Genomic DNA, 26,488 nt, shown 5'->3' on the forward strand with positions numbered 1-26,488 from the left:
AAGTTTGATTAGAATGGGGGCATGGATGAGAAGACCATTCCGATCCTTCCGTGCCGAACCCTCCCGCCCGTGCTCGACTTCTACACCGCTCTCGGCTTCGAGGTGACCTTCCAGCAGCGAAGCCCCAACCCCTACGCGGTCGTCGAACGGGGCGGGATCCAACTGCAGTTCTTTGGGATGAAGCAGTACGACCCGGCCAACTCGTTCAGTACCTGCTACGTGCTGACCGGTGACGTCGACGGGCTCCACGAGGCCTTCCGGGCCGGACTCAAGGCCGCGTACGGAAGGATCCCGACCCGTGGACTCCCCCGCCTGGGGCCGCTGAAGGACATGTCGTACGGCGTACGGCAGTTCCTCATGACGGATCCCGGCGGAAACTGCATCCGCGTCGGGCAGCCCACGAGTGACGACCCGCACCACCGGACCGCGCCCGAGGAGACCTTCGCGCGCGCCCTGCACCACGCCTCCCTGCTCGCCGACTCCAAGGAGGACCCCGCGAGCGCCGCGAAGGTCATCGACCGTGTGCTGGGCCTGGAGGACGCAAGGCCCACGTGTGTGCAGCTGTTGCAGCTCCTCGTGCTGCGGGCGGACGTCGCCGGGCGGCTCGGGGACGACGAGGCGATGGCATCCGCACTCACCCGGGCCGCGGCCCTTCGTCTCACCGCCGAGGAACAGGACGCGGCCCGGGACGCCCTTGCGCGCCTCGAAGATCTGCGATCCGGTGAAGGAGCGTGAAGCCATTGCCACCCCTCGCCGCCAAAGTCGGTTGATGCCCCGCGGGTTGTGAGACAGGCTCTGCGGCCATGGAGTACTTCTGCTACCACCGCGACCGGCCCCGCGCCCTGCCCTTGCGCGAGCAGCTGCTGGAAGAGCACTGGTCGTACATGGACGGGTACGCGGCGCGGATGATCGCCCGCGGCCCGACCTTCGCCGCCGGCGCCGATGCGCCGACCGGCAGCGTGCACATCGTCGATCTGCCCGATGCCGCCGCGGCCCGCGCGTTCGCCTTCGACGAGCCCAACTATCAGGCCGGTGTGTACCGGGACGTGCTGGTGCGCCGTTGGCGGAACCTGCTCGGGCGCACGATGTGGGACTTCCCCGGCGGCCGGGACGGCGGCAACCGGTACCTGGTGCTCGGCCTCGGCGAGGGGCAGGGCGCCGACCTCGCCGTGCCGACCGACCGAGGGAACGACCTCATCGCCTACGGGCCCCTGCTCTCCGACGACGGCTCCACCTGGCTCGGAACGGCGGTGCTGCTCAAGGCTCCCGATGCGGCAGCGGCACGCGCCGTCCTCACCCCGGACCGGTATGCCGACATCGAGGTTCATGACTGGCAGTTCGGCGGGCGCGAGGAGTGATCCGCGCGGCTTGGGGACCCGTAGAGCGTCCTGGTCACCTACTCGATGTGGCCGGTAACCGGGTCGACCTGAGCGAGGAAGTCCCGCGCGGCTTCTTCGAGTTCGGCGCGGCTGACCGGCGCCGGGGGATGGGTCTGGAAGCCGAACCCGTACTGTGGGTCGGGTCCGGTCAGCCAGCTGAGGTCATAGGAGCCGGGCCTGTCGTGCGGCTGGACGACCTCGAACTCCTCGCCGTCGACCGTGATCCGTGTCCGCTCGCCGTCGGAGGTCATGGGCAAGCTCCTTTCCCCGGCGGTGAGCCTACGTCACCCTTGGCGCAGCCCCGTCGGCGTTAGTCTTCTCCTCGCGTCGCTGCCCGCGCCGCGCGAGACGTGTCGACAGGACCAGGACGGAAGTATGTCGGGAGAGATGTCGCCCACCGGGAAGGGCTCCGGGCCCGGCTCGCCGCCCGAACTGCGCGCGTCTCATGCGGACCGGGACCGAGTCGTGGAGGTGCTCCGGATCGCGGCGGGTGACGGCCTGCTGACCGCGGACGAGCTGGACGAGCGCCTGGAGGCCGCCCTGTCGGCACGGACGCTGAGCGAACTGATCCCGCTCACCGCAGATCTGCCGCCGGTGTCGGCCACGGCCGGTGTGACCGGTGTGCCGGTCAAGGATGTCGTGCGCATCGAACAGGTCCACAGCGCCGCGGTCGAGCGCGCGGGGCGCTGGGTGGTGCCGCGGCGGCTGGAGCTCGCGGTGACGTTCTGCGATGTGACGCTGGACTTCACCGACGCCGTGATCACGCAGGACACCCTGCGGATCGACGTGGCGATGACGGGAAAGGCTCTGACGCTGGTCACGCGGCCGGGCGTCGTGGTCGACACCGACGGCCTGCAACTCATGCACAGCAAAATCAAGTACCGCCGCGACCCGGCGGACTCCGAAGCGCCGGTCGTGCTGCGAGTGGAACTGGTCGGCCGGAAGGTCCACGGGCCCGTGATCGTTCGGCCCCCGCGCCGGACACTCGGACAGTGGCTGCTGCGCAGGCCGGCGGGCGCTTGAAGCCGCGCCGGCCGGCCGCGGGCGCGCTACTCCGCCTTCCGCACTGACGCCGCCACCTCGGCCTCCACGCCACTGAGGGACGCACCCTGCTCCCTCGCGTACTCCGCGATGGCGGTATGCGCGTCCCGCTCAAGGTCCCGCCAGGCTCGCCAGGCGGTGTTGTACGTCTGCCGCTGCATCCCGGACCAGCCGCCGATGTGAGTCGCGGGCCCGTACTGCACAAGCAGGGCCTCGACCCGGCGATGCGCCTCGTCCGCGGCGCGCTGCTTCTGGATCAGCTCCTCGAAGGTGTGTGCCACTACACGAGCGTAAGAACCGTCGCCCGTTATCGCGCGCCGAGCGCCGGAGCACCCGGGTCCAGCAGCCTCGCAAGGGTCTGTAACACCTGTTACAGACCGTAAGTGAGCATGCCACTACGATCACCGCCCATGGACTGGCTCGAACGCACCGCGAAGCTCAGACAGTGGGCGAGGAACGGGACGCGCGCTCCCCATAAGCCGCTACTGCTCCTGTACGCCCTCGGCCGCTTCCAGGAAGACGCCGAGGGTGAGCTCCGGTACAGCGCGGTGGAGGAAGACCTGCAACGGCTCCTGACCGAATACGGCCCGCCCAACCGGACGACACCGGCCTATCCGTTCCACCACCTGGTCAGCGACGGCGTGTGGGAGGTGCACACCGACCGCGGACCCGGCAGCCCGGGAACCGGACTGCGAGAGCTCCGGGAAACGCGTGCCGCCGGACGCCTCGCGCCGGACCTCAGATCGGCCCTGCGACGGGACCCCAACCTCCTCGTCCGCATCGCACGCGTACTCCTCGACCTGCACTTCCCGCCCTCGCTGCACGGCGAGTTGTGCGAAGCCGTCGGACTGGAACTGGAGCCCGCGGAGACCGAGCTGCTCACGCCCGCGCGGCGACAGCGGGACCGGCGCATGAGGGAACTGGTCCTGACCGCTTACGAGTACCGGTGTGCCTTTTGCGGCTACGACGGCAGGATCGGAATGGTCCCGGTCGGTCTGGAGGCCGCGCACGTGCGGTGGTGGGCGTTCGGCGGCCCCGACGAGATCGAGAACGGCCTCTGTCTGTGCTCGCTGCACCACAAGCTCTTCGACAAGGGGGTCCTCGGCGTCGGCGACGGCCACCGGATCCTGGTCTCGCAGGGTTTCGTCGGCCACAGCCCCGCGGCCCGTGAGCACGTCATAGCCCTCGCCGGCCGCCCGCTCGTCGGCCCGCAGCCGGGCATACGCCCCGTGGCGGACACCCATCGCGACTGGCACGCCCGTCAGGTCTTCCACGGCAGTCCGCGCCCAGCCGCTGCGCCCTGATCAGCGAGGCTCGCCGTACCAGCGCCACTCGGTTCGGCGGGGCCGGTGGGGGAGTTCGGTGCGGCCGGTGGCCCAGAGCAGGGTGAGCCAGGGGGCTGTGTCGGTCGGGGTGTCGGGGAAGAGCCGGGTGAGTAGGCGATCGCACAGGTCGGCCGGGGGTGTCCAGTCCACGCCCAGCCCTTCGGCGACGTCATGGGTGTGGACCAGGGTCTCGACGACACCCATCGCCGCGAATCCCTCGGGATCGGCCGCGCCGAAGATGTGATGCGCTCGAACCGTCGGGGGAGTGGTGCGGACCATGGCCGTCAGCAAGGCGCTGCAGGCTTCCAGTACTTGGAGCAGACCGGCCGGCCCCGCCTTACGGTCCGCGAAGACGGAGTTCGCGGGCCCACCCGGCCGCCGACGGGTCCAGTCGAAGGGGACGTGGGCGTCCAACGGCGGTGTCGCCGGGCCCAGTTGCACGGCATACGCGAACAGGTCGTCGGCCAGATGCTCGACGGTCTCCCAGCAATCCCACTCCAGCGAACCGGCCTTCACGCTCCAGTCCGCCCCCTCGGCCCCCCGCAGCGCGGCAACCGCCAGACGCACGGCCTGCTCGACATCGGCCGCGGTCACCGGCGCGCTGGATGATCTCTGATCTTCAACCATGGCGGGACGGTATCAATGATCAACAGGCGGGCGCCCTCGCCCGCGGCGAGGGGCTCGCCCTTTGGATACGCCACGGGGGCAGCACAGGCGGGGGCAATGCCCCGCACGCCCGTGCCACCCCCTGTGGGTGCTCAGCAGAGTCCTACGACGCGGAATTGCGGCGGACACCTCGGCTGCCGGCGCCGCGGCTGCCGGTGCCTCGGCCGGCGGTGCTGCCGCTGCCGCCCGTGCCCCCGGCCGCCGTAGCCCGGCGCCCGCCGGACGCGCGGACGGCCTTGCCGGAGGCGGCGCCCTTCGCCGTACCGCCCGTGGTCCTGGCCTCGGAGCCGCGGCCTCCCGCGGCGCCGGCGGCACCCGATCCGGTGCGGCGGGCCGTGCCGCGCCCGCCGGTCGTGGCAGCGCCACTCCCCGCAGACGTCCCGGCTCGGCGGTCCGTACCGTTCGCGGTGCCGGTCGTCGCTCCCGCGCGCGGGCCGCCACGGCGGCTGCGGGCGGACCGCTTGCCGGGCTCGGTGGCGGTCTTCCGGGCCGGGCGGGACGCCGCGGGCGTGGCCGGCTCGGGTACCGCGATGGTGACGGGGACGCCGGACGGCTCGCGGGCGCCGGTGATGGTGGCCAGGGCCGCGTCGCTGGAGGTGACGCGGGCCGTGCGGGGGCGGATGCCCGCGTCCGACATGAGCAGGGTGACGTCCCGCTTCTGTTCGGGGAGCACCAGCGTGACCACGCTGCCGGAACCGCCGGCGCGGGCCGTGCGGCCGCCCCGGTGGAGGTAGTCCTTGTGGTCGGCGGGGGGATCGACGTTCACGACCAGGTCGAGGTCGTCGACATGTATGCCCCGGGCGGCGACGTTCGTCGCGACCAGCGCGGTGACCTGGCCGGTCTTGAACTGTTCCAGGGTGCGGTTGCGCTGCGGCTGCGAGCGGCCGCCGTGCAGGGCCGCCGCGCGGACACCGACGGCCAGCAGCCGCTTGGTGAGCCGGTCGGCGGATCGCTTGGTGTCCAGGAAGAGGATGACCCGGCCGTCGCGGGCCGCGATGCGCGTGGTGACGGCCTTCTTGTCGGTCTCGTCCAGGACGTGGAGCACGTGGTGCTCCATGGTGGTCACCGCGCCCGCCGACGGGTCCACGGAGTGCACCACGGGGTCGGTGAGGAAGCGCTGCACCAGGCGGTCGATGTTGCGGTCCAGGGTGGCCGAGAAGAGCATGCGCTGTCCGTCGGGCCGCACCTGCTGGATCAGCTTGGTGATCTGTGGCAGGAAGCCCATGTCGGTCATCTGGTCGGCTTCGTCCAGCACCGTGATGCCGACGCTGCCGAGCACGCAGTCCCCGCGGTCCACCAGGTCGTTGAGGCGGCCCGGAGTCGCCACGAGCACCTCGGCGCCGCGCCGGAGCGCATTGGCCTGCTTGGTGATGGACAGGCCGCCGACGACGGTGGTCAGGCGGAGGTTCACCGCCGTCGCGTAGGGCGTCAGCGCGTCCGTCACCTGCTGGGCGAGTTCACGGGTGGGCACCAGCACCAGGGCGAGGGGCGCCTTGGGCTCCGCGCGCTGTCCGGCCGTACGGGCCAGCAGGGCGAGCCCGAACGCGAGGGTCTTGCCGGAGCCGGTGCGTCCCCGTCCCAGCAGGTCGCGGCCGGCGATCGAGTTCGGCAGCGTGGCGGCCTGGATGGGGAAGGGGGTGGTGACACCTTGCGCGGTGAGGGTCTTCAGCAGCCCCGCGGGCATGTCCAGACCGGCGAAGTCCTCGACGGCGGGCAGGGCGGGTGTCGTGTTTTCCGGCAGCCGGAATTCCCTGGGCGACGACGCGGACGGCACGGGGGACGAGACGCGCCGGTTCGGCTTCTGGGGCCTACGGGACATGCAGTTCTTTGCCTTCCTGGAAACAGCACAAAACCGGGGTCCGCACCAAGCGGTGCGGACCCCGGTCGAGCGGATACGCGTCCGGCCGATTAGGCGGGGACGATGTTCTCCGCCTGGGGGCCCTTCTGGCCCTGCGTGACGTCGAAGGTCACCCGCTGGCCTTCCTGGAGCTCACGGAAGCCCTGCGTCGCGATGTTCGAGTAGTGGGCGAAGACGTCGGGGCCGCCGCCGTCCTGCTCGATGAAGCCGAAACCCTTTTCGGCGTTGAACCACTTCACGGTTCCCTGTGCCATGACGTTCTCCTTCTGGGTAGGCAGAGGGCCCATCCGGAGATGCCGGTAAAAACTAAATATGCGCCCGAAGGAGAAACATTCCCGTCAGGCGCACATAGGTTCATGGGTACCACAACTGCAACGAAGAAAACGGTAGCACAGCTTGGCGGCCCGTGGTGGATCTTCGTGCGACGAATGTTGATCAATGGCAGGAGCCGTGCCGACCGAGGGTCTGTACGGGGCCGGCGCCGGGGCGGCTCCACTGCGGAACGGGGCGGCTGGTCGGGCCCCAGGTGGCGTTCCCGTCCGCGTCCGACCGCCACGACCAGCACGGGACGTCCCCCTCGGGCCAGCCCTCGGGCTTGTCCTCCCAGGCCTCGCCGCGGCCGTAGGGCGTCATGTCGAGCAGGCCGATGGACCCATTCGCCCGCTCGGTACCGCGGCCCGTCGTGGAGTAGGTGAGGAACGCGCGGTCGCCGTCGCGCAGGTAGCTGGTCAGGTAGCCCATGGCGCCGCCGACCGGCTCCTCCACGCCGCGCACCGAGTACCAGGGCTGGGTGTAGCCCATGAACCCGACGAAGGCGGCCACCTCCTCCCACGCGCCCGTGGTCACGAGCGCGAACGAGACACCGCGGGCGTTGAGGTAGACGGCGTCCTTCAGATGCCAGGCCGTGGTGGTGCAGCCCTCGCACTGCCCCTGGGGCGGCGCACCGTCGTACCACATGTGCTTGTAGACGACGAGCTCGTCGCGGCCCTGGAACAGGTCCAGGAACGGGACCGGGCCGTCGGGTCCGACGACCTCGGCCGTCCCGTCGAACTCCACCATCGGCAGCCGGCGGCGGGCCGCGGCGATGGCGTCACCCTCGCGGGTGTGGGCCTTCTCGCGGACCAGCAGCTCGTCCCGGGCGGCCTGCCAGGTGGCCAGGTCCACCACGGGCGGACGGCCGGGCGTCGGGTCACTAGGAGTGGTCGTCATGGTGTCCTCCGTGGGGTCGCGTGGCGGGCAGCGCCGTAACGACGCCGCCACGACGGTCACGGGTACAGACTCCCGGCCCGCCCGGAACTCATCGGCCGTGCTCGTGCTCGGCCACTCCTGTCACAGCAGCCCCTGGTCGCGCGCGTACAGCGCGGCCTGGGTGCGGTCGCGCAGGCCGAGGCGTGACAGGACGCGGGAGATGTGGTTCTTGACGGTTCCCTCGCTGAGGAAGAGGCGGGCGGCGATCTCGCGGTTGGTCGAGCCGTCGGCGAGGAGGCGCAGTACGTCGATCTCGCGGGCGGTCAGTCCGGTGGCGCCGGGAGGAGGGGCGGATGGGAGCCGTGGGGCTGGGGGAGGGGTCAGGTGAGCGGTCACCGCGGCGTCGAGCTGGGTGACCCCGGCGTGTGCCAGCCGCACCGCGTCGGCGAGCTGCGCCGCGGGCAGGTTCTTGAGCAGGTAGCCGCCGGCGCCCGCCCGCAGCGCCTCGACCACGTACTCCTCGTCGTCGAAGGTGGTCAGCATGACGACCTTGGACGTGCAGCCCCGCCGCCGCAGGATCGCCAGCGCCTCTACGCCGTCGATGCCCGGCATCCGTACGTCCATGAGCACCACGTCCGGCGCGAGCGCCAGCGTCTTCTCGACCGCGTCCGCGCCGTCGACCGCCGTGCCCGCCACCACGATGCCGGGCTGGATGCCCAACAGTGAGGCGATGCCGTCCCTCACCAGCTGCTGGTCGTCGACGACGAGGACGGACACGGGCAGGGACTTCGGATTGTCGGTCATGCGTCCGTCTCCGTTCCGGTGCGGGGGACCTCGACGGTGATCCGCGTGCCCGCCCCCGGTGCGCTGTCGATCTCGACCGTGCCGCCGACCAGCCGCGTCCGCTCCTGGATGCCGAGCAGCCCGAAACCCGTGACGGCCCCGGGCCGGAACCCGCGCCCGTCGTCCGCCACGACGAGACGCGCGCTGTCCGCGCCGAACGTCAGGACCACGCTCACCCGCCGCGCGTCCGCATGCCGCCGCACATTGGTGAGCGCTTCCTGGGCGGCGCGGTAGAGGGTGGTGAGCGCAGGCCCGGCGGGGCCGTCGTAGGGCTCTCCGTCGACGCGCAGGGACACCTCGATGCGGCCGTCGTCCAGCTGACGTACGAGGTCGGCCAGCGCGGACGGCAGCGGGAGGGGTGCGGAACGGTCGTCGCGCAGGGCGCGCACCGATGTCCGTACGTCCTCCAGCGCGCGGTCCGCCGAGTGCCGGGCGTCCGCCACGGCCTGGTCGGCGGCGTCCGGATCGTGGCCGCGAAAGGCGGCGGCCTTCTCCAACTGGACGGCGACCGCGGTGAGATGGTGCCCGAGGCTGTCGTGGATGTCGCGGGCCAGCCGGTTGCGTTCGGCGGTGGCGGACAGTTCGGCGATCCGTGCCGCGTACTCCTCCAGCCGGGCCCGGCCTTGCTGCTCGCCGATCGCGACCGCGGCCATGGCGAGGGCGAGGACCAGGCCGATGAGGAGCATGAGCAGATCGGAGACGTAGGCGGGGTCGGCGTACCAGGCGGGGTCGGACAGGGTGTAGAGAGCGAGGACCACGGCCACGCAGCCGCCGGCGAGGGCGAGCGCCGCCGTACGGCCGAAGGCGAAGTAGGCGGTGAAAGGGACCAGGACGAGCAGGGCGCGGGACAGGCCCGAGTCGTCGAGTGCGGTGACGGCGACGATGAGGCCGAGACGGGCCCCGAGCAGCGCCAGGGACCGGGACGGGACCGGTATGCGCTCCAGCAGGAGGAGCAGCAGGAGTCCTGCGACGAAGGCGGCGGTAGGGGCGGTGGCGAGGGAACCGTTGTGGGCCGCGGCGGTCAGGCCCGCCAGGAGGACGGCGAGGTAGAGCAGGGGTGCGACCCAGGGGACGGGCCGTGGGGGCGCCCCAGGCGCGGAGTCCGTGCCAGGGCTCGTGCGGCGGGCGCTCAGCCCCGGTGTCGCCATCGTTCCTCCCCGAGCCAGGCGCTCCAGGCTACGTGCCGTCGCCCCGCCACGGACCCTGCCGAAGGTCACGTGACCTTCGGCCGCGAGGACTGGCCGCCCGGCACTCACGGCACCCGCCCGGCCGCTCCTACGTGGGGTACGGGGGCGGCCGGTCAGTGTGCCGCCCAGTCCAGGCCGAGGTCGGCCAGCGCCTGACGTCGGTCGGTGCTCAGCTGCGCCCGCCTGGTCTTGGTGTTCGTCAGCCATACGCCGAGCTTCACCTCGGTGCCGTCCTCAAGCCGCTCCACATGGGCCCGGGGAACCGTCAGGGAACCCGTGCGCGCCCGGTACTGCGCCAGGGCCGCGAGGCCCCGCTCGAAAGCACCGGCGCCGCCCTTGCGGTGCGTGGCGGGAGCCTGCGGCTCAGGCGGGAACGGTGCGATGCCGAGCTGTTCCAGGCGCTCGCGCTGCCCGGCCGCCAGCGCCTGCCACACCGCGGGCCGGCGCTGCTTGTGGAGCCACTTCCCTACGTCCATCCCGTGGCAGGTGACGCCAGGCAGCAGCTCGGGCCGGTCCTCCTCGCGCAGGAACTCACGTACGGCGGCGTAGTGCCGTTGCCAGTCGGGGGGCCACGGGGGGTTCCAGTCGGGGTCGACGGCCCGCAACGCCTCCTCCCAGTCGGGGTGTTCGGCCAGCGCGCCGGGACGGCGGAGGTTGGACAGCCACTGCCCCAGCGGGCGGTCCAGGGCCGTCGCGGAGCGGGGCGCGCACAGGGTCCAGTGCTCGTCGTAGTAGACGCGGGCCGCCGCCAGGTTCTCCTGGAAGCGTTCGTCCGCCAGGCTCCAGACCATGCCCAGCTGCTCCAGCCGCCGGGCCCGCAGGCCGCTCAGCTGCCCGGCCCCGTACGTCCGTCGCTGCTCCGCGACCCACTGCCCGAGCGGGTAGGCGCCCTCCTTGTGCTCGTACGGGACACGGGCGTGACCGGTTCGTCCGGTGAACGCCTTCAGCTTCGCCCAGCCGCGTGCCCAGTCCTGCCGCTCGGTGTCGATCACGTTGAAGGACACCCAGGCCGCGACCGTCTGAGGGTCGCGCGGTGAAGCGAAGCGCAGCAGGAGCCGTGACTCCTCCTCACCCTCCTGGGGCGGCGGGCCGATGCGCAGCGACGGCTGCACCGCCTTCTTCTGCGGCTCCTGCGGGACGGCGAGGAGTTCCACCGCCTCCTCGTCGTGCGCGCGCAGACCTTCGAGCACCTTGACCAGCGGCCGGTAGGAGCCGGAGGTGAACATGTCCTCCGGCCGCTCCCCGGCCTGGAGGAAGACGGGCACGATGAGCGAGGCCACCTTCCCCTGCCCCGGCTTCTGCCGCAGGGCGCGGCCGATGGCCTGGACGATGTCGTGGGGCGCCCCCTTGGGGTCCAGGAGCGCGACCGAGTCCACGGCCCGGATGTCCACGCCCTCGCCCAGGACCCGGCAGTTGGACAGCACGGCCGGGCGGGGCGTGCAGGCGAAGCCGCCGAGGACCTTGCGGCGGTGCTGCGGGTCGTGTTCCCCGCACAGCCAGTCGGCCCAGATCCGCTGCGGATACTTCTCCGGCTGGTCGGCGTGGAGTTTCTCGGCGACGCGCGCCAGGCCCTCCGCGTAGGCCTGCGCCTCGATCGTGCGGTGGTGGAAGGTGATGCAGGTCCGGAGGCCGTGTTCCGCCATGGTGCGCAGCAGCGCCGCGTGGAGCGCGCCGAGCCGCTGGCCGCGTACCTCCTCGGTGCGCCGGTCCTCGCCCATCAGCCGCTCCGGCGTGACGACCGGGTCCCGCAGCTCCATGACGATGATCTGGTAGCGGGCGAGCAGACCGCGGGAGACCGCCGAGGCCAGGGACAGCTTGTAGAGCACGGGGCCGAAGACGCGCTCGTCGTCCATGGAGGCCGCCATCTCCTGCGGCAACGGGTCCCGGACGCCTTCGGCGACCTCCCCCTGCGCGGGCGGCTCCTGCCAGATCCGCGGCGTGGCGGTCAGATACAGCCGGCGCGCCGCCGGGATGACCGTCTGGTCGTGGACCGCGGCCCACGCCTTGCCCATCGACCCGCTGGTCCGGTGCGCCTCATCGACGCACACCAGGTCCAGTGGGGCCAACTGCCTGCCGTAGGCGCCCTCGAAGGCCTCCGCGAGGACGCCGAGCGAGGCGTACGTCGCGTAGAGGGTGACCGGGCCGTCGCCGTGCCACAGTGCCAGCCGGATCGGGTTGGTGGTGCACCGTACGTCCAGGGTCCACAGTTCCGGGTCATCGGTGAGCGAACACACCGCCACCGCCGGGCCCTTGTGGCCGACCGCCCGCCACGCGCGCACGGTCTGGGTCAGCAGGTCCAGCGTCGGTACCAACACCAGGACCCGCCCCCTGGGCGCGATCCGCTTCGCCGCCGCGGCGGCGATGACGGTCTTCCCGGTCCCGCAGGCGGCATGCACCTGGCCCCGCAGCCCGTCCGCGGGAATCCCGGTGGGCGGCAGGTCCAGCCCTCGTACGATCGCGGCCACCGCCTCGACCTGGTGGTCCCGAAGCCGAACACCGCTCACCGACGGTCCCTCTCTCGCGTGCCGTGCCCCCGGGCCTTGCGGCGTCGATCCTCTCGTACGCCAGGGGGAACACGCCTGAGGGTCCTGCGCCACGATCATCGAACAGATTGTCACATGGGTTAAATGGGAGGGTAAAACTGTTAGGGTCGCCGCGGAGGTGGGCGCGCATGGCATCCGAGGAAGAGCTGCTCCTGTCCGTGGAAGCACTGCTGGAGGAGGAGCCGCAACTGCCGCCGCCCGCGGAGCGGGTACGGCTGCGTGAGGCCGCCGGTATCACCCAGGCGCGTACGGCGAAGGCGCTGGCCGTGACCGAACAGACCGTGAAGAACTGGGAGAACGGCCGGAGTGAGCCCCGAGGCCCCCGGCTCGCCGCCTACAAGCGGCTCCTGGACGGCTGGGCCGAGAGGCACCCCGCCCCCGCCCCCGTCCCCGCCCCCAGTGTCACCGCGGCCGCGCAGCGCCCCGCCCCGCCGACGCCCTCGCTTCCGGACGCGCCCGAACCCGAGCCCACGCCCGCCCCGCGGACGCGAGGCGCCGCGATCGTGCCGCAGGCCGGGCCTCCGCCGAGATCGCTGGAGGCGCCGACGAGCGGGCGGGTGGCCGCGGCCGGGGGCCGAGCGGCGAGGCAGCCCACCACGCAGCCCGCCGCGCTGCCCGCCGCCGACCCGCGTTTCCCGCACGGGCCGCTCGCGGTGGTGGACGGCGACGGATCCGCCTACTGCGTCGGCGGCATCGTGCTGGACTGCCCCGCGACCACCCTCCCGGAACTGGTGGAGTGGACCCTGCGCGAGTCCGGCTTCGGCGCGCCGAAGCTGCACCGCCACGGCAAGGACGCCGACCCGCTGATCGCGCTCACCGCCGAGGCCGCCGTGCGGTTCGGGCTTCCGGAACGGCTCGAGGACCGCCGCAACCTGCGCCTGCCCGACGACCACCCCGTCGTCCGGCAGGTGGTGAAGGCGAAGTGGCAGCTGACGCAGCGCGGGTTCGGGCCGTGGGCGCGGGTCTACCGCAAGGCTCAGGGGAGCGCGCGGCAGTGCGTGCAGTTCGCCATCCTGCCGTGGGAGGCACTCGACGAGCGGTCCTGGCCCGGCGTGGCCGACATGGCGCCGGCCGACATCGCCCGCGTCCTGGGCCTGTACGCCCAGCGGGTCATCACCCCGCGCGGATCGACGGCCGTGTCCGGGCTGGAGCTGATGACCGCGCTGCGCCCGCCCACCCGCCCCGAGCGGGACGGGACGACCGGCAACTGGACCTCCGGCCACAACCCCGGCAGCCTCGGCACGCAGCCGATGGACCCCGCGCCGCCGGAGGCCACCCAGGAGCACCCGGTCGTCGTCAACTCCGGCTGGCGGGGCGGGTTCCTGGACGAGGAGGCGTACCAGTGGGTCCGGCCCGTGGACCTGCTCACCGACGACGAGTGCACGCTGCCGCACGCGGTCGGCCTGGACCTCAACACGGCGTTCCTCGCCGCCGCGGCCCGCCTGGTCGTCGGCCTGTCCGCCCCCGACCACTTCCACGCCCCCGCCTTCAACCCGAAGATTCCCGGCTCCTGGCTGGTGGACCTGAGCCATGTCGAGCTGGACCCCCGCCTGCCCAGTCCGTTCACACCGACGGGAGAGCGCCCGCAGGGCCCGGCCTGGTATCAGACCCACACCGTCGCCTACGCCCAGGAGCTGGGGTACAACGTCCAGCCGCTGGAGGCGTACCTGCGGCGCGAGACCGGCGCCTACCTGGACCCCTGGCACGACCGGCTCAAGAACGCCTACGTCGACACCCTCGCCGACCTCGGCGTGACCAAGGACCTCTCCGACAGCGACTTCCTGGCCGCGATGGAACGGCACAAGGACATCGACCCGGCGCTGACCGCCGTACTGACCGCGATCAAGGCCACGGTCAAGGGCGGCGTGGGCAAACTGCGCGAGCGCCCCCAGGGCAGGCACTACAAGGAAGGCGAGCGCTGGCCGGCTCTGGAACGCCCTACCTGGCGCCCCGACATCCGCGCCGCGGTCATCAGCAAGGCCCGCGTCAACATGCACCGCAAGCTGCTGAACATGGCGAAACTGACGGGCCTATACCCGCTCGCCGTGCTGTCGGACTGCGTCGTCTACCCCTCACCCGGCCCGAGCCCCCTGGACTTCCTGCCGTACGCGGCTTCCGGCAAGCCCCAGCCCGGCGGCTTCCGGCTCGGGCCCACCCCGGGGCTGGCGAAACTGGAGGGCGTCCAGTCGATGCTCTGGGCGGTCGACCTGATGGAACAGGGCTTCAACCCGGCCCGCCACATCAAGGGCGGCGACGCCGTCCTCGAGGAAGGGGAGTAGCCCGGTGGGGGACATCGACGACGCCCTGGACCGCGCCGACCTCGAACACGTCACCAAGCCGCCGCCGAAGACACCGGCCGCCCAGATGCGGTTGCTGGCCCGGGCGGAGAAGGGCTCCACGAAGGCCGTGGCGTGCCGTCTTGGCATCTCGCGGCGCCAGGTGGAGCGCTACCTCGCCGGGACCGCCAAGCACCCACGCCCCGCGCTGAAGGCGGCGCTGGAGCGGGAGGTCGCCAAGGCGTGGCAGCCGCGCGTGCGGCAGCAGGCCCGCAAGAAGGCGGCCACCAGCACCGGCCTGACCATCGAGACCCGCGCCCGGTTCGGCTACACCGCCCCCGTCGGCACCACTGACGACCCCCGCATGCGCCGCCTGACCGTCCACCTGCCGCCCGAGTACGCCCACCGCCTCTTCGACGCCCGCCGGCAAGGCGCCGCGGATGCCCAACTGCGCGGGATCGTCGCCGAAGGACTCCAGGAGATCTATTTCAAGGACAGCGGACGCCGCGCCGACAACCTCGAAGTCGACATCACCGACATCGACTACTTCGACGTGTCCTTCTAGGAGCCCACGCCGCTGGCAGGAAGCCGACCGCTCCGGTGGCGAAGCCCAGAAGCGGAAGCCGTCGGCTGCCGATGTATGAACCGGCCCAGTACGCCGAGCATGACCACCTCGCTGCCGAGCAGCAGGCGTTCCACCAGGCCGATGAGCTCCCGGCCGCCCGGACCGGCCGAGTAGGCCATCAGCGCGGCCCCGGCTATCGCGGCCCACGCCGAGCCGCGCAACCATCGGACGGTGCCGGCCGCCCGCGGATCCGACCTGAGGCGCCGCGCCAGGAGCAAACCGGCGGCCGGCAGCGCACCGAACGCCGCGACCGAGGCATACCGATGGATAGAGGCAGACCCGCTCAACTCCGTGGTCAGCGGGTCCGTCGGCACCACCGCGGCCAGCAGCAGCCCGAGCCCCCAGACCGCCAGCAGAAGGGACGGCAGCCCGCGCACGGCCCTGACTCGCCCGCGCGCGACCACCAGCAGGAGCAGGGACATCCCACCCAGCAACGCCATGGTCGTCTCGATGGGCCCCCCGCGGTCCAGCGCGGCGAAGTCGCTGACGGTCAGCGACAGCGGACTGAGCTGAGGATCGGTGTCGAGAGGAGACCACAGGGCCGCGTTCACCGCCAGGACGACGGCCCCCCAGACGGCGGGGCCGAGCAGGCGGCTGAGGGTGGGGTGCTCGGGAGTGATCATGGTTCATATCCTCGACCGGCGAGTGACCTCAGGACATCGGGGTCACCCCGGAGACACCCCTGACCCGGCCCCTACGTCAGTAGACGGACAGCCCGTACGCGGCGAGGGGCTCCTGGATGGGCTGGTAGTAACTGGTCCCGCCGGTGGTGCAGTTGCCGGAGCCGCCGGAGAGAAGGCCGATGACCTTGTCACCGGCGTAGAGAGGGCCGCCGCTGTCGCCGGGCTCGGCGCAGATGTTGGTGCGGATGAGGCCGTAGACGATCTGGCCGCCGGCGTAGTTGACGGTGGCGTTCAGTGCGGTGACCACGCCGCAGCGGACGCCGGTGGTCGCGCCGCGGCGGCAGACGCTCTGGCCGACGTAGGCGGTCGCGGTGCCGGTGATGTCGACGGTTCCGATGGTGCCGGGGCGCGGCACGGTCGTGTTGGCGTAGCGGACGACGCCGAAGTCATTGCCCGGGAAACTGGTGCCGGTGGTGGGGCCGATCGCCGTCGTATAGGCGGAACTTGTGTACCAGGTGCCCGAGGAGCTGGTGCAGTGGCCCGCGGTGACGAAGTAGTACGTGGTGCCGCTGCGCACGTTGACCCCCGCCGAGCAGCGCACGCCGGAGGAGAAGACGGCGTCACCGCCCGACAGCAGGGTCCGCAGCCGGCCGTCCTGCCGTTCGACGGTGATCGCACCGGCGGAACGGGCGGCGAGCCGGTGGAGGCGGGCGAGATCGGTGTCCGTCACCGTGGCGTCCGCGTGGATCCGCAGCGTTCCCGTGCGCTGGTCCTCGGCCCAGGCCGTCCCGGCGATGTCCAGGGCTGCGACGGCCGAGGCGGCGCGTGCCGGTGCGGTGGGCGCTGCCTGTGCCGTGCCGGTTCCGGACACGGTGAGCGCGGCCCCGACGAGCAGGCTCAGCGCGCAGGCGGTCGACCGGAGACGTCCCATGGCGGTACGGCGTGTTCTCATCGCCCACAACTCCCCGAGGACCGTTGGATGGTTGGCCAGGTGTGCCGGGTTCCGGTGCGGTGCTGCCGGTGCGACGCGACGTTTCCCCCGGCGTGCCGGTGCCGCCTGCGGGAAACGGGCAGCGCCCATTGTGCCGGGAGTCCGAGGGCGGGGGTAGGTCGGCTTCAGGCCGCGAGTACGGTACCGCCCCAGGCCCAACGCCCTTGCGCAGAGGAGGACTTCCATGCGGTTCGCACCCCGCTCCCCGTCCGGCTGGACCATGGCCGTGTTCGGCGCCCTGGCCGCCCTCCTGGGTGTCGTGGGACTGATCGCCCCGGATGCCCTCCTGACCGTCATGGGCTTCACGGACCCCGAGGGCTCCGAGCGCCCGGAGGGGGACCACACCCTGGTCTTCGTGACCGCCTCCTCCATGGCGGCGGTCAACATGGGCGTGTACTACGTGCTGGCCGCCTGCTCGGACTGGAAGGCGTTCTTCCGCTGGACCGTTCCCTTCCGCCTGCTGACGTGCACGGTCTTCACGCTCGCCGTGATCGGCGGGCGGGCACCTGCCGGGTTCCTGGGCGTCGGCCTGTGGGAAGGGCTCGGCGCCCTGGCCACCGGCATGGCGCTCCGCCACGAGGCCCAGCGGGCTCCGGCCGCCGAGAGGGTCGGCGCCTGACGCCATGGCACGAGCAGCGCGGCGCCGTCCCCGTGGACGCTAGTCCGTCTTGGGTGCCGCCTGCTGGACGACCTCGAAGGACCACAGCGTGGACCCGCTGGCCGCCGGCCGGGGGCGCTCGGCGCCCTCCGCGGCGCCGCCCTGATGGGCTGCCTTCATCGGGCCCTCCATCCACGCCTGGAAGGACTCCTCGTCGCGCCAGCGCGTGTAGACGAGGTAGCTGTCGGTGCCCTCGACGGGGCGCAGGAGTTCGAACCACTCGAACCCGTCGGAGCTCTCCACGGCGTGCGCACGGGAGGCGAAGCGCTTCTCCAGCGTCTCGCGCTGCTCGGCCGGCACGGTCAGTACGTTGATCTTGACTACGCTCATGCCGCTCATCCTGCCGCACGGCAACCGGCGAACGGGCGCCGCCCCGCCCCGGACGCGTTGTCAGGCCCGCTCGGTCTCAGGCCTCTTCGTGGAGCAGGTCGCCCAGTGGCTCGCCCGCCCCCCAGCGCCGTAGCGCGGAGCCGTCGAGCAAACAGGTGCGGCCCTCCCGCCGGGCCCACCGCCGGTCGCGGGCCGCGAAGGTGCCGCGGTGCACGACGAGGCGCAGGCCCTCCTCGTTCGTGTGTCCTCGGGGCGTGGGGGGATGCGGCGCCTCCTCGTCGGGCAGCGGCTCGGCCACCGGGCGGAAGGCCACGTCCAGGTGACGGCCGTGGGTGTTGCGCGCGCACACCCGTGGCCGGTCGGGGGCGGGTGTCAGCCGCACCCGCCAACCGTCCCGGCGCAGCATGCGCGCCACGGCGAGCGCGAGGCCCTCGGTGTCGAGCTCCAGAAGGTCGTCCGGTGTGTAGTACCCAAGGCGGCGACGGGCCCCTGGGCGTTGACGGCGTACCCAGAGCGTCACCGCGCAGGCGATGATCAGGGCACCGGCGAGCGGCACGGCGATCCCCGCGGCGCGGTAACCCCAGGTGAGCAGCGCCACGAGGGCGCACACCGCGGCCACCACGACTGCGAGCGCCGGCAGTACGTCGCGGAACCGGGGCCCGTACAGCCCTCGGGCGCGCAGCAGGCGTACGGTCTGCCGCCGCCTCGCGCGACGTGACTCGACGGTGCCGGACGTCCCCCACAGGCGCGCCACAGTCAGCCCCCCTACGCCGCCCCGATGCCCACCGTGATGTCACTACCCACTGCGGCGCGAAGTGCCGTACGGGTGGCGGGAATTCGGCCATCGGTGCTCGCGCACCGAAGCGCGCGGGGGCGCACGCGAGGGGGTCGGGGGGAGGGGGGTGTCCTCGTCTGGGCGTAGACCGCGTCAGGCGAGTTTTGCTTCCGTACGGCTGAGGATCCGGGTCCGCCCGACGCCGCCCGTCAGCCCCCGCTGCTCTCCCGCACGATGACCTGGTGCCCGGCCACATGATCCCGTACCGGGCTCCCGTCCGGGTCGTCGATCCGCTCCAGCAGCAGGGAGACGGCCGCACGCGCGATCTCCTGCTTGTCCGGTGCGACGGTGGTCAGCGAGGGCACGCTGAAGCGGGTGGCCTCGATGTCGTCGAAGCCGACGACGTCGAGGTCGCCGGGGACCGAGCGGCCCCACTCGTGCAGGGCGCGCAGGGCGCCCAGTGCCATGTGGTCGTTGAGGCACAGCAGGGCGTCCGGGGGAGCGGCGCGCTCCATGAGGGCCGCGGCGGCGCGGGCCCCGTCCTGCCAGTGGTAGGCCTCCACCGGGACCACCAGGTCGGCGTCGAAGGGCAGACCGGCCGCGCCGAGGGCCTCACGGTAGCCGTCGGTGCGCAGCCGGTCGGTGCCCTGGCGGCCGCGGACGGCGCCGCCGATCACGGCGATGCGGCGCCGGCCCCGGGCGAGCAGGTGCTCGGTGGCGTCGCGGGCCGCCCTGGTGTTGTCGATGCCGACGTGGTCGGTGCTGCCTTCGGCGGAGCGTTCGCCGAGCAGGACGACGGGCAGGCGTCGGTCGCGGGTGGCGAGGTCGTGGGGGAGGAGGGCGAGCGGGCTGAGGATGAGGCCGTCGGAGAACTGGGTGTCGAAGCCGCGCAGGGCGGCCAGCTCGCGTTCGCGCACGGCGCCGGTCTGGTGGAGCAGGACGGTGCGGCCGCGGCGTTCGGCCTCGGTCATGACGTGTTTGGCCAGCTCGGAGAAGTAGGCGACGTCGAGTTCCGGTACGGCGAGGGTGATCATGCCGGTCCGGCCCTGCCGTAGCTGGCGGCCCGCGATGTTGACCCGGTAGCCCAGCGCGTCGATCGCCTCGCGGACGGCGGTGCGGGTCTGTTCCGAGACGTGCTCGAAGTCGTTGATCACGTTGGAGACGGTCTTGGGGGAGACCCCGGCGTACTCCGCCACGTCCTTGAGTCTTGGTCTGGCCGCCACGCTGTCTCCTGTTCCTTTCGGTCGGCATGATCGTACCGACCGTCAGAAAGCGGTTTCCGCACCCTTGTATCGGACTGGTCGCCGCACGGGTGTTTACATCGATGTAAATCCCATGGTGACATGTGCCTCGCACCGACCGGACTCTCGATGCAAGGAGCACCATGCCCGTCCCGCACCTCCCGGACCTGCCCCGCCGCCCGGAACACCCCCGGCCGCAGTTCGTCCGTGCGACCTGGCTCAATCTCAACGGTGAATGGCAGTTCGAGATCGACCGCTCGGACACCGGCCTGGAGCGCGGCCTGCTCGCACGCGACCTGGCCGGCACGATCGTCGTCCCCTTCTGCCCGGAGTCGGTGCTCTCCGGGGTCGAGGAGACGGACTTCCTGGAGGCCGTCTGGTACCGCAGAACGGTCACCGTGCCCGCCGACTGGTCCGACGCCCGGGTCCTGCTGCACTTCGGGGCGGTCGACCACGACACCACGGTGTGGGCCAACGGCAGCGAAGCCGCCCGGCACCGCGGCGGCTTCACCCCCTTCACCGCCGACCTCGGTGAGATCGCCGTACCCGGCGAGGAGTTGACGATCGTCGTACGCGCCCGGGACGGCCGCCACGGCGTCCAGGCCCGCGGCAAGCAGGCCACCTGGTACGCCAACTCCCACTGCCACTACACCCGCACCACCGGCATCTGGCAGACCGTGTGGCTGGAGGCCGTACCGCGCACGGTCGCCCTCAAGCGCCCGCGCATCACCCCCGACCTGGCCTCCGGCTCCTTCTTCCTGGAACTGCCGCTGACCGCCAATGCGCCCGGCCACCGCGTACGCGCCACGCTCTCCGACGGCCAGGGCGACATCACCGCCGCCGAGGCCCGCGCGGACCTCGACCTGTGCCCCCGGCTCGTCCTGCCGCTGCCCGCCGACCGCCTGCGCGTCTGGTCTCCGCAGGATCCCCACCTGTACGACCTGACCCTGGAAGTCCTCGCCGCCGACGGCACGGTCGTCGACACAGCACGCTCCTACGCCGGACTGCGCTCGGTCGCCCTGCACGGCAAGCGGCTGCTGCTCAACGGCGCTCCCGTCTTCCAGCGCCTCGTCCTCGACCAGGGCTACTACCCGGACGGCCTGATGACGGCTCCGAGCGACGCCGACCTGGTCCGGGACATCGAACTGGGCCTGCGCGCCGGCTTCAACGGCGCCCGGCTGCACCAGAAGGTCTTCGAGGAGCGCTACCTCTACCACGCCGACCGGCTCGGCTACCTGGTCTGGGGCGAGTTCGGCGACTGGGGCTGCGAGGTCGGCGTCCGCGACGACAACCAGCGCCCCGACGCCAGTTACGTGGCCCAGTGGCTGGAGGCGCTGGAGCGGGACTACTCCCACCCGTCGATCGTCGGCTGGTGCCCGCTGAACGAGACGTACCAGCTCCTGCACGACCGCATCACCCAACTCGACGACGTCACGCGGGCGATGTTCCTGGCCACCAAGCAGGCCGACCCCACCCGCCCGGTGATCGATGCCTCCGGTTACGCGCACCGGGTGGCGGAGACCGACGTGTACGACTCGCACTGCTACGAGCAGGACCCGGCCGCCTTCGCCAAGACGATGGCGGGCCTGGCGCAGGACCGGCCGTACATCAACCGGGCGCCGGACGGACGGCCCTGGTCGGTGCCCTACCGCGGACAGCCGTACTTCTGCAGCGAGTTCGGCGGCATCTGGTGGGATCCGCAGGCGGCCGCGGCGGCGGGCAACGAGCCGGACAGCTCCTGGGGGTACGGCGAACGGCCGCGCACCGCCGAGGAGTTCCTCGACCGCTTCGCCGGGCTCACCGGCGTCCTGCTGGCCGACCCAAACATGTTCGGCTACTGCTACACCCAGCTCACCGACGTCTTCCAGGAACGCAACGGGGTCTACCGCTTCGACCGCACCGACAAGGTCGACACCGCGCGGCTGCGGGAGGCCCAACTGCGCCCTGCGGCCTTCGAACAGGAGCCGTAACCCCCTCGCGCGCACCTCGCAAGCAGCAGTGCACCCCGCCTGTCAATTACATCGATGTAATACCGGACGGCGGCGGCAGCGGGCGAAGCACCCGCCCACCCCCTGCCGCCGCCCCGGGGAAGGAGCCCCCATGACCGGCCTGCCCGCACCAGTCGGTCGCCCCGGACCGACCAGGCGCCGCCTGCTCACCGGCGCCCTCGCCTCCGGGGCCGCGGTCCTCGGCGCCGGCGCGCTCAGCGGCTGCGGATCCGCGCTCGCCGCCGACGACTCGGCCGTCCGCCTCTGGGACCTGTTCAGCGGCGCCGACGGCGGCCTGCTCAACGACATGGTGCGCGCCGCGGGTCCCGACATGCCCGGGACCGGCATCGAACGCACCGTCCTGGAGTGGGGCACCCCCTACTACACCAAGCTCGCCATGGCCTCAGCCGGCGGCCGGGGCCCGGACGTGGCCGTCGCCCACATGTCCCGGCTGGCCGGATACGCGCCCACCGGCCTGCTGGACCCCTGGGACCTGGACGCCCTGGCGGAGTACGGGGTGGGCCAGGACGACTTCGCCGAGGCCGTGTGGTCCCGCACCCGGTTCGACGGCAAGACCTACGCCATCCCGCTCGACACGCACCCCTTCATCGTCTTCTTCCACCCCGAACCGGCCGCCAAGGCAGGGCTGTTGACCAGCGACGGCGCCCTGGACACCGGAGCCTTCGACTCGCCCGCCAACTTCCTGGCCGCCGCGAAGGAACTCGCGAAGGCCTCCGGCGAGCAGGGCATCGCCTTCGGCTACGTCACCGACACCGCCCAGGGCTGGCGCCTGTTCTACGGCCTGTACCGGCAGACCGGCGGAGTCTTCCGGCTGCCCGAGGGCGGCCCCGCCGAGGTCGACGTGGACCGCATGGCCGAGGTGATCGCCTTCATGGCCCAGCTCGTCGACGGCACGGTCAATCCCCGCCGGCTGGACTACACCGCGGCCATCGCCGCCTTCGCCAACCGGCAGACAGCGATGATCCTTTCGGGGGAGTGGGAGCTCGGCACCTTCCGTGCCGCGGACGAGAACGTCGGAGCGGCCCCCTTCCCCACGGTGTTCGGCACCCCCGCCGTGTACGCCGACTCCCACGCCTTCGTCCTCCCGCACCACCCCGACCCGGACGCCGAGCGCCGCCGCCGCACCCACCAGGCGGTCGCCGCCCTGCTCAAAGCGGGCCAGATCTGGGCCACCGCCGGGCACATCCCGTCCTACCGGCCCGTCACCCGCACCCAGCAGTACGAGGCGCTGAAGCCGCAGGCCCACTACGTGCAGGCGCAGAGCCATGTAGTGCTCGACCCGGCCGTCTGGTTCGCCGGCGCCGGATCCGACTTCCAGAACGCCATGTCCCAGGTCCTCCAGCAGGCCCTCCTCGACGGCCTCGCCCCCGACCGCGCGGCCCGCGCCATGGTGCGGCGCCTGAACACCTTCCTCTCCAAGCCCAGCCCGGCCTGACCCGGCTGCGAACGACCCGCGCAGGAGGCACCACGATGTCCTCGCCCCACGCCTCGCCCCGCCCCGGGGCCCTGTCGGTACGCCGGCTGCTCCCGCCCGGCCTGCTCTTCGCCCTGCCCTTCCTCACCCTCTTCGCCGTCTTCATGCTCTGGCCGCTGGGCCAGGGGCTGTGGATGAGCCTGACCGACCAGTCCCTGTCCGCCCACGATCCCTCCTTCATCGGCCTGGACAACTTCACCGAGGCCCTCAAGGACGCGGAGATGTGGCGCGCCCTCGGCCACACCCTGTGGTTCACCGCCCTGTCGACCGTGCCGCTCGTCGCCGTCGCCCTCGGCATGGCCCTGCTCGTGCACACCGGACTGCCCGGCCAGTGGGTGTGGCGGCTGGCGTTCTTCGCGCCCTACCTGCTGCCCGTCGGCGTCGTCAGCCTGCTGTGGCTCTGGCTGTACCAGCCCGACCTCGGCCTGTACAACCATCTCCTGGCCCTGCTCGGCCTGGACCAAGTCGCCTGGCTCAGCGACGAGTCGGTCGCCATGTGGGCGATCGTCCTGGCCACCCTGTGGTGGACCGTCGGCTTCAACTTCCTGCTCTACCTGGCCGCGCTGCAGTCGATCCCGGACCACCTCTACGAGGCGGCCGCCATCGACGGCGCCGGCGCCTGGCGGCGGCTGTGGTCGGTCACCCTGCCCCAGCTCAGCCGCATCACCATGGTCATCACGGTCCTGCAGATCCTGGCCTCGCTGAAGGTCTTCGACCAGGTCTACCTGCTCACCAAGGGCGGCCCCAACAACTCCACCCGCCCGGTGATCGAGTACGTGTACGACGTCGGCTTCACGGGCTACCGGCTCGGCTACGCCTCGGCGATCAGCTACATCTTCTTCGCCCTCGTCGTCCTCGCCTCCGCCGCCCAGTACGCCGCCCTCAGCCGCCGGGAGAAGTGACATGACCTCCACCCACCTGCCCGTCCGCCCGACTCCTCAAGCAAGCGGCCACATACGGGAGCTGACGGTTCGTCGGCACGCCGCACGAGGGCGTACGCATCTCAGCCTGGGCGAGGGCAGGACCTCCCGCGTGCTGGCCCTGGCCGCCCTCACCGTGACGGCGGCGGTGTGGCTGCTGCCCATGGCGTGGGCGCTGCTGACCGCGTTCAAGACCGAACAGGACGCGAGCGACCCCGACCACTGGTTCTGGCCCCAACACGGACTGACCCTCGACGGCTTCAGCGCCGTCTGGAAGCGCGGCGACCTGCCGCTGTGGATGCTCAACAGCTTCCTCATCGCGGCCGCCGTCACCGTGATCACGGTCCTGGTCTCGGCGATGGCCGGATACGCCTTCTCCCGCACCCGCTTCGCCGGCCGGCGCAAGCTCTTCGCGCTCACCGTCGCCGCCGTCCTCGTCCCGCCCCAGCTGCTCATCGTGCCGTGGTTCCAGCAGATGCTCAGCCTGAATCTGCTCGACACCTACGCCGCGGTGATCCTGCCGCAGACCGTGGCACCGGTGATGGTGTTCATCCTGAAGAAGCATTTCGACTCGCTGCCGCGGGAGTTGGAGGAGGCGGCACGCATCGACGGCGCCGGACACTGGCGCATCTTCTGGTCGGTACTGCTTCCGCTGTCCCGCCCGATGCTCGCCGCCGTCGCGATCTTCGTGTTCATCGGCGCCTGGAACAACTTCCTGTGGCCGTTCGTGTCCACGTCCGACCCGGCTCTGATGACCCTGCCGGTCGGCATCACCTCGGTGAAGGACGCCTACGGCATCCAGTACGCCCAGTCCATGGCCTCCGCCGTACTGGCGGCGCTGCCCCTCGTCGTGGTCTTCCTGTTCTTCCAGCGGCACATCGTGAAGTCCGTGGCGACGACCGGTCTGGGCGGCCAGTGAGGCGGAGGTGCGCACGAATCGAGGCGGGTGCTCGGAGCGTGCGGAGGCGCGACTTTCCTGTACCACAAGTAACATGATCCACTTCTGTCGCGTAACCCTCCGCAAGCAATTTCGAGGACTGCGATGCCCACTGAAGGCGATGCCCTCCAGCAAGCCCGTACCGACTATGAACAGCACCTGCGCACGTGCCGGCAGTGCCATGTGGACACGGTGCCGTGCCCGGTCGCCAAGCATCTGCTGCGCGTGTACAACAACGCCCGGCGCAACGGCACCGGCCGGCGGGGCTGACCCCGCCGGCTCTGCCGCTCACGAGAACGGGTCGAGGGTGACGTACGCCTGCCGGGGGCTGCCGTCGTGGACCAGGGACTCGTGGTGGCCGACGTCGTCGAACGCGAAGCCGTAGGCCTTACCGTCCACCATCCGCTCATGGATGATCCGGGAGTAGTGGTTGGTCACCGCGTCCTTGTAGAAGGCGGCCGCCGAGGTGTCGGGCTGGTTGGGGTTGGTCAGCAGGGTGGCCCGGTTGAAGCCCGCGCACAGGGTGCGTGAAATCGGCCCGCGCACCAGGTCGTTGGGTGCGTCCAGGAGGCGGTGGCAGCCGAAGACGCTGGGCGCGTCGGGCTTCTGGAAGCTGGTGACGACGGCCCCGGAGGAGTTGGTGAAGTTCATGACACCGCCCGAGACCCGGCCGTAGTACTTGGTGTTCGGCTGGTTGGCGAACGGGGTGACCGTGAGCGTGGTCGTGGCGTACTTCTGCCAGACGCGGTTGATGTAGTCGTCCAGTACGTTCGCCGGGAGTGCCCCGGTCTCCAGGCCGTAGGTGGGGGACAGGGCCCGGAGGAGGGTGCCGTCGGAGCGGGTCTGGATCAGCCCGCCCCAGCCGCCGGGCTGGGCGCGCAGGGCGGCGAACACCCCGTTGTAGCCACCGGACTTGAGGCGGCCGGTGCTGGCGACGCTGCCGTCGGCGCGCTGGACGCCGACCGAGTAGGGGGCCGAGAACATGTCGACCTGGGTGCTGTTGATCCACAGGCCGTCGTTGTTCAGGGTGAACTCCGACCAGTTGAAGAGGATGTTGCGGTTGGGGTCGGACGGGTTCTGCACGGCGGGTTGCACCAGACCGCCAGTGGCCAGCTTGAACACGAGTTTCTGGCCGTAGGAGAAGTAGATGCGGCCGCCCGCGAGCTTGGGGATGCTGATCGTCCTGGACTGTCCGGCAGCCGGCCCCGGTATGGACGCGTCGGGCGCCGGGGCGGGCGGATTGCCGCCGGCCGGCCACGCGTGGAAGACGCCGCTCGCGTCGGCCCAGCCCAGCTGACCGGTCGTCAGGGAGGTGCCGAGGACGTAGACATGTACCGCGTCGCCACGGCCGGAGTTGTTGGTGATCTTCAGCGGGATGGTCGCGGGCACCGCGGCGGCGGCCGGCGAGGGGCTCGTGGCTGTGAGGATGCCGCCGAGCAGCGCGGCCGCCGCGGCGAGCGCGGGCAGGCGGCGTTTGAGGCCTCTGAACATGCGTGTCTCCTGGAGGTGATCGGCTGTGGGGGTTGGTCCGGACCACTGTGAGAGCGCTCTCAATGTCTTGCGAGGGACGGGTGCATGTCAATGGGGGTGGCAAGGGGA

General features: G+C 71.7%; 27 protein-coding genes. 12 read left to right on the top strand and 15 right to left on the bottom strand.

From position 1 onward, the window contains the following. Positions 1-21 precede the first annotated feature (21 nt). Positions 22-735: a bleomycin resistance protein gene (locus tag ACWD11_RS16910; protein ID WP_451283727.1), complete on the top strand. Its 714-nt coding sequence runs from the start codon at positions 22-24 to the stop codon at positions 733-735. A 68-nt stretch (positions 736-803) separates the two neighbouring features. Beyond that, positions 804-1,358, top strand: a complete 555-nt coding sequence (locus ACWD11_RS16915; protein ID WP_389417240.1) for a YciI family protein — start codon at positions 804-806, stop codon at positions 1,356-1,358. A 38-nt stretch (positions 1,359-1,396) separates the two neighbouring features. Here ACWD11_RS16915 and ACWD11_RS16920 read toward each other — a convergent pair whose 3' ends face one another. Beyond that, a complete protein-coding gene (locus tag ACWD11_RS16920; RefSeq protein ID WP_389417242.1) occupies positions 1,397-1,630 on the bottom strand; it encodes a hypothetical protein in 234 nt (77 codons plus the stop codon). Positions 1,631-1,754: 124 nt separating this feature from the next. On the opposite strand from ACWD11_RS16920, the gene ACWD11_RS16925 reads away from it, so the two are divergent. Beyond that, the gene (locus ACWD11_RS16925; protein WP_451283730.1) at positions 1,755-2,402 is read left to right on the top strand and encodes a DUF1707 SHOCT-like domain-containing protein; all 648 of its coding nucleotides are present in this window, start codon (positions 1,755-1,757) and stop codon (positions 2,400-2,402) included. A 26-nt stretch (positions 2,403-2,428) separates the two neighbouring features. Here the strand turns inward: ACWD11_RS16925 and ACWD11_RS16930 are convergent, their stop codons facing one another. Then, positions 2,429-2,701: a hypothetical protein gene (locus ACWD11_RS16930; RefSeq protein WP_389417245.1), complete on the bottom strand. Its 273-nt coding sequence runs from the start codon at positions 2,699-2,701 to the stop codon at positions 2,429-2,431. Between the two features lie 129 nt (positions 2,702-2,830). Between ACWD11_RS16930 and ACWD11_RS16935 the strand changes: the two genes are divergently transcribed. Further along, positions 2,831-3,724 carry a phosphorothioated DNA-binding restriction endonuclease gene (locus tag ACWD11_RS16935; RefSeq protein WP_389417246.1) on the top strand — a complete coding sequence of 298 codons (894 nt, stop codon included), beginning with the start codon at positions 2,831-2,833 and terminating at the stop codon, positions 3,722-3,724. Here ACWD11_RS16935 and ACWD11_RS16940 read toward each other — a convergent pair whose 3' ends face one another. From ACWD11_RS16940 to ACWD11_RS16970, 7 genes are all read right to left on the bottom strand, one after another. Further along, the gene (locus tag ACWD11_RS16940; protein ID WP_451283732.1) at positions 3,725-4,372 is read right to left on the bottom strand and encodes a hypothetical protein; all 648 of its coding nucleotides are present in this window, start codon (positions 4,370-4,372) and stop codon (positions 3,725-3,727) included. Between the two features lie 142 nt (positions 4,373-4,514). Then, on the bottom strand, positions 4,515-6,230 hold the full coding sequence (locus ACWD11_RS16945) for a DEAD/DEAH box helicase (RefSeq protein WP_389417250.1): 1,716 nt from the start codon (positions 6,228-6,230) through the stop codon (positions 4,515-4,517). A gap of 89 nt (positions 6,231-6,319) precedes the next feature. Next, positions 6,320-6,523 carry a cold-shock protein gene (locus ACWD11_RS16950; protein WP_031486274.1) on the bottom strand — a complete coding sequence of 68 codons (204 nt, stop codon included), beginning with the start codon at positions 6,521-6,523 and terminating at the stop codon, positions 6,320-6,322. Between the two features lie 181 nt (positions 6,524-6,704). Then, the gene (locus tag ACWD11_RS16955) at positions 6,705-7,478 is read right to left on the bottom strand and encodes a DUF899 family protein (RefSeq protein ID WP_389417251.1); all 774 of its coding nucleotides are present in this window, start codon (positions 7,476-7,478) and stop codon (positions 6,705-6,707) included. A 120-nt stretch (positions 7,479-7,598) separates the two neighbouring features. Further along, positions 7,599-8,261: a response regulator gene (locus tag ACWD11_RS16960; RefSeq protein WP_389417252.1), complete on the bottom strand. Its 663-nt coding sequence runs from the start codon at positions 8,259-8,261 to the stop codon at positions 7,599-7,601. Continuing rightward, entirely contained in the window at positions 8,258-9,448 is a 1,191-nt protein-coding gene (locus tag ACWD11_RS16965; RefSeq protein ID WP_451283735.1) for a sensor histidine kinase, read from the bottom strand. The genes ACWD11_RS16960 and ACWD11_RS16965 overlap by 4 nt, the downstream gene beginning before the upstream one ends. A gap of 152 nt (positions 9,449-9,600) precedes the next feature. Further along, on the bottom strand, positions 9,601-11,991 hold the full coding sequence (locus tag ACWD11_RS16970; RefSeq protein WP_451283736.1) for a Helicase associated domain protein: 2,391 nt from the start codon (positions 11,989-11,991) through the stop codon (positions 9,601-9,603). A 167-nt stretch (positions 11,992-12,158) separates the two neighbouring features. Between ACWD11_RS16970 and tap the strand changes: the two genes are divergently transcribed. Beyond that, positions 12,159-14,309 carry a telomere-associated protein Tap gene (gene tap / locus ACWD11_RS16975; RefSeq protein ID WP_451283738.1) on the top strand — a complete coding sequence of 717 codons (2,151 nt, stop codon included), beginning with the start codon at positions 12,159-12,161 and terminating at the stop codon, positions 14,307-14,309. 4 nt (positions 14,310-14,313) lie between these two features. Next, positions 14,314-14,871, top strand: a complete 558-nt coding sequence (tpg, locus tag ACWD11_RS16980) for a telomere-protecting terminal protein Tpg (protein WP_451283740.1) — start codon at positions 14,314-14,316, stop codon at positions 14,869-14,871. Here tpg and ACWD11_RS16985 read toward each other — a convergent pair. Continuing rightward, the gene (locus ACWD11_RS16985) at positions 14,868-15,554 is read right to left on the bottom strand and encodes a DUF998 domain-containing protein (protein WP_451283742.1); all 687 of its coding nucleotides are present in this window, start codon (positions 15,552-15,554) and stop codon (positions 14,868-14,870) included. The genes tpg and ACWD11_RS16985 overlap by 4 nt on opposite strands. Before the next feature lie 76 nt (positions 15,555-15,630). Next, a complete protein-coding gene (locus ACWD11_RS16990) occupies positions 15,631-16,506 on the bottom strand; it encodes a S1 family peptidase (protein WP_451283744.1) in 876 nt (291 codons plus the stop codon). Between the two features lie 223 nt (positions 16,507-16,729). Here ACWD11_RS16990 and ACWD11_RS16995 point away from each other — a divergent pair, with 223 nt between their 5' ends. After that, the gene (locus tag ACWD11_RS16995) at positions 16,730-17,164 is read left to right on the top strand and encodes a hypothetical protein (protein ID WP_389417259.1); all 435 of its coding nucleotides are present in this window, start codon (positions 16,730-16,732) and stop codon (positions 17,162-17,164) included. A 39-nt stretch (positions 17,165-17,203) separates the two neighbouring features. Here ACWD11_RS16995 and ACWD11_RS17000 read toward each other — a convergent pair whose 3' ends face one another. The 3 genes from ACWD11_RS17000 to ACWD11_RS17010 all read right to left on the bottom strand — a co-directional run bounded on the left by ACWD11_RS17000 (position 17,204) and on the right by ACWD11_RS17010 (position 19,531). Continuing rightward, the gene (locus tag ACWD11_RS17000; RefSeq protein ID WP_389417260.1) at positions 17,204-17,533 is read right to left on the bottom strand and encodes an antibiotic biosynthesis monooxygenase family protein; all 330 of its coding nucleotides are present in this window, start codon (positions 17,531-17,533) and stop codon (positions 17,204-17,206) included. 76 nt (positions 17,534-17,609) lie between these two features. Beyond that, positions 17,610-18,287: a hypothetical protein gene (locus tag ACWD11_RS17005; RefSeq protein ID WP_451283746.1), complete on the bottom strand. Its 678-nt coding sequence runs from the start codon at positions 18,285-18,287 to the stop codon at positions 17,610-17,612. A 230-nt stretch (positions 18,288-18,517) separates the two neighbouring features. Then, positions 18,518-19,531 carry a LacI family DNA-binding transcriptional regulator gene (locus ACWD11_RS17010; RefSeq protein ID WP_451283748.1) on the bottom strand — a complete coding sequence of 338 codons (1,014 nt, stop codon included), beginning with the start codon at positions 19,529-19,531 and terminating at the stop codon, positions 18,518-18,520. Positions 19,532-19,692: 161 nt separating this feature from the next. On the opposite strand from ACWD11_RS17010, the gene ACWD11_RS17015 reads away from it, so the two are divergent. From ACWD11_RS17015 to ACWD11_RS17035, 5 genes are all read left to right on the top strand, one after another. After that, positions 19,693-21,519 carry a glycoside hydrolase family 2 protein gene (locus ACWD11_RS17015; protein WP_451283750.1) on the top strand — a complete coding sequence of 609 codons (1,827 nt, stop codon included), beginning with the start codon at positions 19,693-19,695 and terminating at the stop codon, positions 21,517-21,519. Between the two features lie 130 nt (positions 21,520-21,649). Further along, positions 21,650-22,993, top strand: coding sequence for an extracellular solute-binding protein (locus ACWD11_RS17020; RefSeq protein WP_451283752.1), 1,344 nt, complete (start codon positions 21,650-21,652; stop codon positions 22,991-22,993). Positions 22,994-23,028: 35 nt separating this feature from the next. Further along, positions 23,029-23,934 (top strand): carbohydrate ABC transporter permease, encoded by a 906-nt coding sequence (locus ACWD11_RS17025; RefSeq protein ID WP_451283754.1) that lies wholly within the window; start codon positions 23,029-23,031, stop codon positions 23,932-23,934. A 1-nt stretch (position 23,935) separates the two neighbouring features. Beyond that, positions 23,936-24,871, top strand: coding sequence for a carbohydrate ABC transporter permease (locus tag ACWD11_RS17030; protein ID WP_389417266.1), 936 nt, complete (start codon positions 23,936-23,938; stop codon positions 24,869-24,871). A gap of 123 nt (positions 24,872-24,994) precedes the next feature. Then, the gene (locus tag ACWD11_RS17035; protein ID WP_451283756.1) at positions 24,995-25,159 is read left to right on the top strand and encodes a hypothetical protein; all 165 of its coding nucleotides are present in this window, start codon (positions 24,995-24,997) and stop codon (positions 25,157-25,159) included. An 18-nt stretch (positions 25,160-25,177) separates the two neighbouring features. Here the strand turns inward: ACWD11_RS17035 and ACWD11_RS17040 are convergent, their stop codons facing one another. Then, entirely contained in the window at positions 25,178-26,380 is a 1,203-nt protein-coding gene (locus ACWD11_RS17040) for a glycoside hydrolase family 64 protein (protein WP_451283758.1), read from the bottom strand. Positions 26,381-26,488 lie beyond the last annotated feature (108 nt).

Source organism: Streptomyces sp. NPDC002776, assembly GCF_053592195.1.